This is a genomic window from Candidatus Ancaeobacter aquaticus (assembly GCA_030765405.1).
Taxonomy (GTDB): domain Bacteria; phylum Auribacterota; class Ancaeobacteria; order Ancaeobacterales; family Ancaeobacteraceae; genus Ancaeobacter; species Ancaeobacter aquaticus.
This window is the reverse complement of the sequence record JAVCCP010000003.1, coordinates 1-7,208: the sequence shown is the minus strand read 5'-3', so window position 1 is coordinate 7,208 and position 7,208 is coordinate 1. Positions and strand designations below refer to the sequence as shown.

5 protein-coding genes are annotated in these 7,208 nt (G+C 34.8%); 3 read left to right on the top strand and 2 right to left on the bottom strand.

Annotated elements, in window-relative coordinates; translation table 11 throughout:
- Nucleotides 1-106 precede the first annotated feature (106 nt).
- On the bottom strand, nucleotides 107-2,002 hold the full coding sequence (locus P9M13_00185; GenBank protein MDP8261702.1) for an RNA-directed DNA polymerase: 1,896 nt from the start codon (nucleotides 2,000-2,002) through the stop codon (nucleotides 107-109).
- Nucleotides 2,003-2,005: 3 nt separating this feature from the next.
- On the bottom strand, nucleotides 2,006-2,188 hold the full coding sequence (locus P9M13_00180) for a MerR family transcriptional regulator (GenBank protein MDP8261701.1): 183 nt from the start codon (nucleotides 2,186-2,188) through the stop codon (nucleotides 2,006-2,008).
- A gap of 246 nt (nucleotides 2,189-2,434) precedes the next feature.
- On the opposite strand from P9M13_00180, the gene P9M13_00175 reads away from it, so the two are divergent.
- From P9M13_00175 to P9M13_00165, 3 genes are read left to right on the top strand one after another with little or no spacing between them, the layout of a single operon-like run.
- A complete protein-coding gene (locus P9M13_00175; protein MDP8261700.1) occupies nucleotides 2,435-3,292 on the top strand; it encodes a hypothetical protein in 858 nt (285 codons plus the stop codon).
- A gap of 59 nt (nucleotides 3,293-3,351) precedes the next feature.
- A complete protein-coding gene (locus tag P9M13_00170; protein ID MDP8261699.1) occupies nucleotides 3,352-5,115 on the top strand; it encodes a DUF4209 domain-containing protein in 1,764 nt (587 codons plus the stop codon).
- A 7-nt stretch (nucleotides 5,116-5,122) separates the two neighbouring features.
- Nucleotides 5,123-6,907, top strand: coding sequence for a hypothetical protein (locus tag P9M13_00165; protein MDP8261698.1), 1,785 nt, complete (start codon nucleotides 5,123-5,125; stop codon nucleotides 6,905-6,907).
- The last annotated feature ends 301 nt before the right edge of the window (nucleotides 6,908-7,208 follow it).

Genomic DNA, 7,208 nt, shown 5'->3' with positions numbered 1-7,208 from the left:
GGCTTTTTTGACAGGCGGCTGAAATGGGGCAGCCGCCTACCTAAGGATGATTAGTTAAAGAAATTTATGCAAGACATGTATTAGATGAGTTTTTTTGTTTGGCAAATCACTGTCGTTTATCTGTCATTTTGGTTTTTCCTTCACTTCTGAAATTATCAATTGCAGATAAATGTACTTTTACTAACTTATTTAGACGAAATTCTTTTTTTAGTTTTTTTATTGTAGAATCAAACTTTTTTCTTACATCAGGCTTCTCATTGAGCGAGATAAACCACAATCTCCATATTTGATCAGTCAAAAAAATGAAATTCGGAGTAGTAAATCTTCTTAAATGTGAAATTGCAATCTCTTTATCCTCCACTAATGCTAATAAAAAATTTGCCATTCGAGAAACCGTAACATTCAATTCACCTGCATAATCATCCAATCTTTTTAAAACTTCATCCTTTTTAAAAAGTAATGGCAACAAGACCATTGATGCACGCCTAACCTGTTTGTGGTGTCTTTTAGAGATAAAATCACGTAAATGCGTTTCCCTTAAATAACCGATACCATAATAAAACAATGTACTGATGGCCTGAACTTTCACATACCAATGCCTCTCCTTGCTCCTAGCAACCTCAACAATAGCGTCAAATATTTTTTTATCCTGATTATTGCACCCCCTAAAAATAGTAACTAAAAAAGCTATCTGATAATTGTATAGCAGAATCCTATTCTTTTTTAACATAAGCTCAGAAATATCGCGAAACACTTTCTTCCTGCCTACAAAACTTCTTAAATATCCAGAGATGTTTTTAGCCCGCGTAGGAAATTTCTCAAAATCATGTTTTGCTCTATTTAGTAAAATGTCTGAATCCAATATCCTCGCTGCGTTATAAAAACCAAACAAAGCAGTCTCATGTCGTTTTTTGTACGAAGCTGTTCTTTTAGGGAGCTGTCTAAATTCAATTTTAAGTCTTTCAATTAAATCATCCCGATTAGCACCACGTTTTTTAGACAAGTCAACAATTTCAGAAACTTCTTCAGCAACAGAATAGTACATAGTTTTTAGAGCTTCTTCTGCAGTTAAAATATTTGTTTTCTTAGCATTCTGATTTAGCCCTAATTGACGCAAAAGACGACCTATATTAAGCAGTATAGCTTTTGCACGTCCCTTCGTTTTACATAAAACATGTATATCATCACAATAACGATACCATTTAATCTTATCTTTTGTGCTTGCTCTTTTGTGCACATTTTCCAAATAGTCATCAACTATCTGTAAATAATGATTACTTAAGACGCCTGACATATTTATCCCCTGGGGCAAACCTCTTCGCTGTCTAATATTAGCAGGGTCACGCAATGCCCAACTACGCAATATTTCAATGATCATGTTAATCTGTTTTATGCTTGCACCAGACTTTTTCTTTAAAATCTCTCCAAGAGTCAATAAATTGACATCTTCAAAAAATGCTGTAATATCAGTCGACGCAACAAAAGAATATTTCTTGCTCTGCAAATCTTTCTTCATCTGTTTTCGGTATTTAGGCCAGAGGTTATACCATGATTCTTCAATTTTAACACGATTGCGTTTATACCGTGGTAAAACATAATAAGCAGACTCTCTTTCTATCCGAAAACATTTTTTCTTGTCATTTCGCAATCGATATGCAACTACTCCGGAAGACAATTTAGCATCCAAAGTTACGATAAAATCTGAAGCCAACTTATGAATAACCGTTAAATCAGTTACGTCTAGAGTCAACCCTGGCCTAATAGCGAACTCTCCCTTAGGCATATCAAAATTCTCAGCTCTTTTAGGTCTATATTCATTCTCCTTTAAATGCTGAACTAAAATATTAAGTGTATCGTTTAATGCGAAATCATATTCGGCATATTTAAAAGGATCTGGCAAGGGGCCACCCTCTAGCTCTGAAACAGAACGCTGAAACGCAAAAAACATCTTTTTTGTTTCAGTTAATCTTGTTCCTTTACTCTTTGAAGGTTTTTTTACCATAAATTATCCTTCGTTTAACCTGTTTTGCCATTCTTTAATCTTTTTTAAATTAGCATCCGTGAATATAGGATGGTCTTTATAATCACGTTTAGGTGTAACCCACCCTTTCTCGATCCAATAATAGAGACCTTGGCGAGTTAAACTTAATTCTTTTGCCGCTTCACTTAGATTGTATCGTTTTTTCATAATGTTTTCACTTTACACTTCTGTACATGCATCGTCAAAGGATATTTTAAAATGGAGACAAACTCTCATATACACTCCGGGTGTGTAAAAATTTAGTCCAGCAGCTCTTTAACAGAAACTATAGTTACTGGAGGGACTGTAGCAATAAGTTAAGGAGGACCAAAAAAAAGAATTTCATCTAAATAAGTTAGTAAAAGTACATTTATCTGCAATTGATAATTTTAGAAGGTTTGATATAATAAAATTATGAATATTGTGCATCCTGCAGAGGAGTATAGAAGGATTAGAAGTATAATGTTTTCCATATTACATAGGGATGATGTAAAAAATGCCTTATCTTACCTTGAGTCCCAACAGAAAACAATACCGTATAATTCTTATATAGGGTTAAGAGCCGAACTTTTCTTTTATGTTGATGGTATCGATAAATTCAAATTGACAATTGCTGGAGACTATGGCGATTCTTGTGACTTTGCTGGTTTATTTGGTGATCAAGCTTGTAGGTTCGATGTAACTACAAATGTTAATTTTAAGAATCTGAGTAAATTCGCTCCTTTTCAGAAAAAAGGGATCCCCTATTATATTGTGTTGATGGACTACAAAAACGATAAATTGATAGATATTATCAACATAAATTTCCCTTTTTGTTCTGAATGTGGCGGGCGTTTATTAGACATTCTTATTTTAACTTCCGAAAGTAAAATGCCTGATGTCAGCGATATGCAAAAAGTTGTTTCAGTTTGTTCTAGCGACCCTTACTCGCATTATTACATTCGGAAAGAAAGTACAGATATTTTCTTTAATACTTTTAATGCTGTGTCTGGTGCGATCCTAGATTATGAACAGTTTCAAATAAGCCATATAAAACAAAAATTTAGAAACTATGAAGCTTATGTCGATAATGAATTAATGTGTTATGCTATTGATTCGGCAAAGTATTTTAAAAAAGAATTCCAGCTTAACATTGTTGGTTGTGGTGGTGAGGATTATTTCGTTACCGGAAGAGGTGGAGACGGATTTTGGGGAACTAAAATGTATTGGAAAGATGAGCTAGTTTCAAAATATATTGAAGATCAATACGAGACGCTTTTTCAAAGTTATTAGATGCAGATTCATCGGCACCATTTGTGTGGTTGTTCCCCCTAAAAGGAGCAAAATTAAATATGTTAGATAAACGGTTATTAGAAAATTTCGAAGAAGCAATAGCAGATGTCAAAAGTAAGAAATTCCCTAATCTTCTTTCAGCCTTTGAGCAACGACGTAATGCAGCGAAGGAAACAGGAGACGGAGAATTAGAGATATCAATGAGTCTGCTTTGGCGAGTATTTTCTATGTATTTTATATTCGAAAAGGGTAAACCATTTGGTCCACTTATGACAAGCTCACAAGGGAGAACATTGATCCCAGAAGATTTAAAGGAAGATGAGTTATCAAAATTAGAAGAAATTGTCAAGGTATCAACCAACTCGCAATTTGTTGCAAGAATTTATGATGTGCTTTGGATAAGAGGAAGAAATTATTTACATGCACAAAAAGCAGTTAAGGCTTACTTGCAATCTGCAGACGAGGATAAAAATAATGAAATGTGGGTGCAAAGAAGCGAATGGCTTAAGCGAGCTACTCAAATGGCAATGGAGTTAGGCGAGAAAGCTCAGGAAAGGCAGATTGTGAGCAAGAAGATTCTTAGCCTATTTGAAGAAAGCAGAAAAACATGCTTTAACGCAAAGCAGGATTATTGGCCATCCTCACTTTTAGAACTTTTAATAGAAAATAAGCTTATTGATAATTGGAAAAATCTAGGAGATAAGGTGGTGGAGATAGCAAAGGGATTCCCTATGTCTCCAGGATGTGATGCTCCACACAGATATTATGAGCACGCAGCAAAATGTTACAGTTATGCAAATGATTCAGAAAAGGCTAGAGAGATGAAGATTGCTATTGCGAAACATTGGGAGGATGAGGCAAGAAGTTTTAAAACACCTCAGGGTTGTGATGGTTCTAATTTGGCGTATAGGCTTGAAAAGGCTATCCACGCTTATCGCGCGGCAGGTGAGAAAATGAAGGCAGAGGATTTAGTACATGAATTGAAAGAAGCGAATAAGTTAACCATAAGTCAAATGAAGGTTATTTCTTCTCCTCATATAGATGCAGCGCCTTTGATAAAAATTGCAGATGATTTACTTGAAGGTAAAGCAGGGAAGGGTGCAATTGCGGCATTTGCTGCTCTATATAAGCCTTTTTCTTATGAGCAAGAGAGAGAAACTGCCGAAAAGAATCTAAAAGAGCATCCTCTGCAGGGGTTATTTGATACCCATATATTAACCGAGGAAGGCAATGTCTCAGCTAAAATCGGCGGGATGAGTGATGAGCATGAAACCACGCTCAATGCACAGATAATTAGAAGTTATAATCTTGGTCAAAATCTATCTGCCTGTACTACTTTGAAAAGAGGTATTTATTTGATTTTGCAGTCGGGAGATTCTTGGAAAGAGGCAATAAAAGAATTGATTGGCAAAAGTAAATTCGTACCAGAAGAAAGAAGGGATATATTTGAGCGAGCAATTATTGCTGGATTTGAAAGTGATTTTCTGATTTTTACCCATTTAATTGTCCCTCAAATAGAAAATTCAATAAGGCTGATTTTTGCTATAAATAAGTTAAAAACAACCTCGGTTTCACCAGAGGGGGTGCAGGAAGAACGAGATCTGAACCAACTTTTAAATAATTCAAATGCTGAAGAGATATTTAGTAAGGATTTAGTATGGGAGATGCGATCTCTCTTTATAGAAAAATGCGGCCCCAACTTAAGAAACAGGGTGTGTCATGGATTAATAGATTCAAAGGATATAAACAGCTCATCATCTTTTTTTCTTTTGTGGCTAATCGTTCACCTTTTAATTGGTTTTAGCAAAAATGACGATGTTTAATAGAAAAATGAACAGTAAACAAATAGGATATCAAAGTTATACATCATTCAAAGAGCTCGGAGGAGATGCTAATATTAACTATGATATTCTAAATGAAGAAATTGCTCGCATGCCACTGGAGGCAGTTTTAGGATATCTAAGCTCTTTATCCGTACAATTTCTAGAGTACCCAGAGAAAGACAAACCAGATATTCTAGACGCTAGCCGACAAGCAGAATATTTGAAGTTAGCCATTGTAGATGATTTTCCACATAAGCTTCCTCAAGCAGATAGAATGTACTGCCCTGGAAGGATCCCTTATACCCAGGGAAGACATCTCTTTATTCATTCACATAATATTGCATACTTGGCTAATCTTGCACTAACTTTTAATGACAGAAATAAAACAAGTTCTGAGCTAGACTATGAGCTCCCAAGGAGAATATGTCGTGTATTACTTATAATAAATGATATTTTAAAAGACAAACAGTCTCCAGTAAATGTAGAGAAATTGGTAGAGAGACACGATTTTGTTCTTTCTTGGGTAAGACAAAATCAATTTAACAAATATCAAACATGGTATACTCCTTGGGCTAATTTAGGGCGAAATTACAAACTCTACACAGAGATTTTACCAAATCATTTTCCAGATGTTAAAAATCATTTTCAGGATATTACAAGTGGGATAAGTCTTCCTCGTTATTTTACGATTTTAGCCCATTTAGTTGCCCTTATTTATAAACTTGACCGAAATAATATTTGGTTGAATAAGGAGACTTTATTTAAGGAGATCAGCAAGGAAGAAAAGCTCCATTTTGAAGAGATAATTTCGAAATGGAGCTGCTCTCCTCAGGAATATACAAAGATAATAGATGATTGGAAAAATCAACGCAAAAACAAAGATGATCAATTAGTCTTTGATTACGTTACTCTTAGACGCTTTCCTTTAATTGAGACAGCTGCCAACAAAATTATATGCCCAGTAGCGGAATTTATAATTGATAAAATTATTGATGAACCATTTTTTATATTATCTGAAGCATTATCCGGTAAAGAGCGCAGCAATTTTCAAAATTCTCTAGGGTTAGCTTATGAGGATTATGCTAACGCTCTAGTAGAAAAGATATCGCAAAATGATTCAAGTGGACAATGGACGTATATTCCAAACCCAAAAAATAATAAGGAAGAAGAAATTAGTGACTGTCTTTTACAAAGGAACAGTGATTGTTTTTACTTTGAGCATAAGGGCGGTAGACTTCCGACTGATTTTCTTTTAGGCGGAAAAGAAAAGGAAAGAGTGTTTGGTCCAAATAAAAACATTCTTAGCAAGTTAGATAAAGGAGAAAAGGTTCAATGGGCAGAAGTGAAACGGGAAGATGAGGGTTTGATTACAGAAGGCATGTGGCAGCAGAATGTTCATTATGATGATTTAATAAATTATATCAGACATAATAAAAAACAGGATCCCAAAAGAATATTTCCAATAATAACATTTGCGGCAGAAACCATAGTCGACGATGTTTGTTGTAAAGGGTATCTTGATCTTCTGATTCAAGAAACACAACTTTATCAACAAAAATATTGTATAATGCCTCAGTGGCTTCAAGTAGCAGATCTTGAAGCTTTAGTTAGTCTCGCCGAAGATAATTTATTGAATTTAGAGGAATTGTTTTTAGAAAAGAATTTAGAAAATAATCGGACGTTAAGATTTGATATATTTCTTTTTCAGAAATTTCCGCATAGAATATTTTATAATAAAGAGTTAAGAAATTTAGGGATTAAATTAATGAATTGGGCTAAGCAAGATTTCTAAACCCAAGGGCATGAATGAAAAGGGTGGCGAAAAAAACAGAAATCCAATAATAAAACTTTCCTCTCGAGGCAATTGTAGTCGTCCTGTTCCATCCGCTTTTGGCGGATGCATTATCTTTTGGGAATTATTTGAAGGTATTTTAGAACCTACATACAAGGTTATCCGTACCTACGGATGACAGATAAACGACAGTGATTTGCCAAACAAAAAAACTCATCTAATACATGTCTTGCATAAATTTCTTTAACTAATCATCCTTAGGTAGGCGGCTGCCCCATTTCAGCCGCCTGTCAAAAAAGCC